General features: G+C 64.6%; 3 protein-coding genes. 1 reads left to right on the top strand and 2 read right to left on the bottom strand.

What is annotated here, in order from left to right:
- Nucleotides 1–133 precede the first annotated feature (133 nt).
- A complete protein-coding gene (gene araD1, locus EOA33_RS28955; RefSeq protein WP_126056586.1) occupies nt 134–1,126 on the top strand; it encodes an AraD1 family protein in 993 nt (330 codons plus the stop codon).
- 172 nt (nt 1,127–1,298) lie between these two features.
- On the opposite strand, the gene EOA33_RS28950 is transcribed toward araD1, so the two are convergent.
- Both EOA33_RS28950 and EOA33_RS28945 read right to left on the bottom strand, forming a co-directional pair.
- On the bottom strand, nt 1,299–2,072 hold the full coding sequence (locus EOA33_RS28950; RefSeq protein WP_126056587.1) for an ABC transporter substrate-binding protein: 774 nt from the start codon (nt 2,070–2,072) through the stop codon (nt 1,299–1,301).
- 97 nt (nt 2,073–2,169) lie between these two features.
- Entirely contained in the window at nt 2,170–3,264 is a 1,095-nt protein-coding gene (locus EOA33_RS28945; protein ID WP_127407202.1) for a 2'-deoxycytidine 5'-triphosphate deaminase, read from the bottom strand.
- Nucleotides 3,265–3,352 lie beyond the last annotated feature (88 nt).

Genomic DNA, 3,352 nt, shown 5'->3' with positions numbered 1-3,352 from the left:
TCCCCGGAGGGACCAGGCTCGCGAGCGCAATCCGGACGAAGAGTTTCAACCGTGGCGCGGAACTGTTCCGGGCCGCGACGGTCAGGGTTTGCCCATCGGCGGCCGGGCCAAGGCAAAAGAGAGAGGGTTCATCATGCTGATCTCCCAGATCCTCGACGACGCCGAGACGATCCGCGTCGTCGCCCGCAACGGCGGCAAGACCCGGATTATCAACGGCGCCCGCAGCGTCTATTCGCTGGCGATGGAGGCGGCGCGCACCGGCACCGGCCTCGTGGCGCTGATCGAGCGCAAGGGTTTCGGCGAAACCATCGATCTCGATGCCGTTTACAAGAAAGGACGGCTGGTCTCGCCGATCAACCATCCGGATCCGGCGCATCTGCATCTCACCGGTACGGGACTTACGCATCTCGGCTCCGCCGCGACGCGCGATTCCATGCACAGGAAGCTCAGCGCCGACGGTGAGGAGCAGCTCACCGATTCCATGAAGATGTTCCGCATGGGGCTGGAAGGGGGCAAGCCTCCAAAGGGCCAGGTCGGCGTGCAGCCGGAGTGGTTCTACAAGGGCAACGGCACGATGGCAGTGGCGCCGGGCGCGGCGCTGATGTCGCCCGCTTTCGCGCAGGATGCCGGCGAGGAGCCGGAGATCGCCGGCATCTACGTCATCGGCGACGACGGCGCGCCGTTCCGTGTCGGCTTCACCCTGTCGAACGAGTTCTCGGACCATGTGACGGAGCGGGTGAACTACCTGTTCCTCGCCCACTCCAAGCTGCGCAACGCCTCGTTCGGGCCGGAGATCCTGATCGGCGACCTGCCGGCCGACATCAGGGGCTCCTCGCGCATCTGGCGCGACGGCAAGCTGCTTTGGGAAAAGCCGTTCCTGTCGGGCGAGGCGAACATGTCGCATACCATCGCCAATCTCGAGCATCACCACTTCAAATACTCGGCCTTCCGCCAGCCGGGCGACGTGCATGTCCACATGTTCGGCACCGCGACGCTCTCCTTCGCTGACGGCGTCAAGACCGAGGCGGGCGACACTTTCGAGATCGAGGCGAAGGATTTCGGCCTGCCGCTGCGCAACCCGCTCGAGATCGAGAAGCCGGTGAAGGTGGCGGTCAAGGCGCTTTGAGCGCATTCTCCTTCTCCCCTTGTGGGAGAAGGTGGCCTCGCGAAGCGAGGTCGGATGAGGGGTGCTCCAGCTTGGCAAAGACGGGTGATCCGTCACCTACCCCTCATCCGTCTCGGCGCTGCGCACCGATCCACCTTCTCCCACAAGGGGAGAAGGCGGAGGGCGCACAACCTCAGTAGATATCGAAGTCGAAATACTTCGCCTGGATCTTCTTGTAGGTGCCGTCGGCGACGATGGCGTCTATTGCCGCGTTGAGCTTGTCGCGAAGTGCAGTGTCGTCCAGGCGCACGGCGATGCCGGCTTCGGTCTCGGTGCCCTTGACGTCACCGACCAGCTTGCAGCAGCCGTCGCTCGCCTTCTTCAGCCAGTCCACCAGCACGAACTTGTCCGAAATGACGGCGTCGAGCCGGCCGTTCTGGAGATCGGTAATCGCCTCCTCCTGGGTCGGATAGAGCTTGGCCTCGGCGCCGGCCTTACCATAAACGTCCTGGGCGAAGTCGGCCTGAGTGGTCGAGGCCTGGGCGCCCACCGTCTTGCCGGCGAGCGCGGCCGGTTCGGTCGAGGTGAGTTCGCTGTCCTTCGGCGCGACCAGCGCAAGCGGCGTCGTATAGTATTTGTGGGTGAAGGCGACCTGCTTCTTGCGCTCCTCGGTGATGCTCATCGAAGCGATAATGGCGTCGAATTTCTTGGCCTGGAGGGCCGGAATGATGCCGTCCCAGTCCTGGGTGACGATCTCGCATTCGACCTTCATTTGCGCGCACAGCGCGTTGGCGATGTCGATGTCGAAGCCCTCGACCTTGCCGTCCGGCGTGATGGTGTTGAACGGCGGATAGGCGCCCTCGGTGCCGATCTTGATCTTTTCCGCGGCCTGCGCCGACAGGGCGCCGGCGCCGAGCGCCAGCATGGCGGCAGCGGCCGCCGACAGGATCCATCTCGAAATCCGCATTGTCTTCTTCCCCTTCATTTCCGTCACCTTGACGGGCTGGGCACAGCCAAGCATGCCGCGTGGGGCCGGGCAAGCGGAGTCTAACGATGACGATGGATCAGCGCGCGGCGCGGAAATGCTTGGAGAGCTTCAGGCCCTGCGCCTGGTAGTTCGAGCCGAGATCGGTGCCGTAAAGCGCCTGTGGCCGCTTCAGCATGTGTTCGTAAACCAGACGGCCGACGATCTGGCCGTGGTCGAGGATGAACGGCACCTCGTGGCTGCGCACTTCGAGCACCGCCCGGCTGCCGGTGCCGCCGGCCGCCGAATGGCCGAAGCCCGGATCGAAGAAGCCGGCATAGTGGACGCGGAATTCGCCGACCAGCGGATCGAAGGGCGTCATCTCGGCGGCGTAGAGCGGCGGCACATGCACCGCCTCGCGGCTGACCAGGATGTAGAATTCGTCTGGATCGAGCACCAATTCTCCGGCGCCGCTCTTGTAGAGCGGCTCCCAGAAATCGACGACGTCCTGCGCGGCCCGCTTGTCGACATCGACGAGGCCGGTATGGTGCTTGCCGCGATAGCCGACCAGCCCGTCCTTGTCGCCGTCGAGATCGATCGAGAGCGCGATGCCACCGCCGGAAATGTTGGGCGGCTCGGTGGCGACCAGCGTCTCGCCATGGTGGAGCTCGCGCAACTCGCTCTCCGACAGCAGTGCATTGCCGGTGCGGAAACGGATTTGCGACAGCCGGGATCCGGCACGCACGACGATCGGGAAGGTGCGCGGGCTGACCTCGAGGTAGAGCGGCCCGGCATAGCCGGCAGCGATCTTGTCGAACTCGTGACCGCGGTCGGTCATCACCCGGGTGAAGATGTCGAGCCGCCCGGTCGAGCTTTTCGGATTGGCCGAGGCAGAGACATTCGCCGGCAATGCCAGGCTCTCCAGCAGCGGCACGATGTAGACGCAGCCCGTCTCCAGCACAGCGCCGTCAGCGAGATTGATCTCGTGCAGCTTCAGCCGGTCGAGCTTGTCGGCCACCAGATGATCGGGGCCGGGCAGGAAGGAGGCGCGCACGCGGAAAGCCTTGTCGCCCAGCCTGAGGTCGAGGCTGGCCGGCTGGATCTGGTCGGCATCGAGGGCGCGCGGCGACTTCAGCGCGCCGGACTGGAACAGCGCGGAAATGTCCTGATCGGGAAGAATGCCTGTCTGCCGCAAAGCTGGCTCCGCTCCAAGGCCGCTGGTACAAACCTCTTAATGAAGCCGGCAATTGACGCAAGCGCGGTGCGGGTCTAAAGGGTCGTTA

This window comes from Mesorhizobium sp. M4A.F.Ca.ET.050.02.1.1, from assembly GCF_003997725.1.
GTDB lineage: Bacteria > Pseudomonadota > Alphaproteobacteria > Rhizobiales > Rhizobiaceae > Mesorhizobium.
The sequence above is the reverse complement of the archived record's forward strand: the minus strand, read 5'-3'. Positions and strand labels throughout refer to the sequence as shown.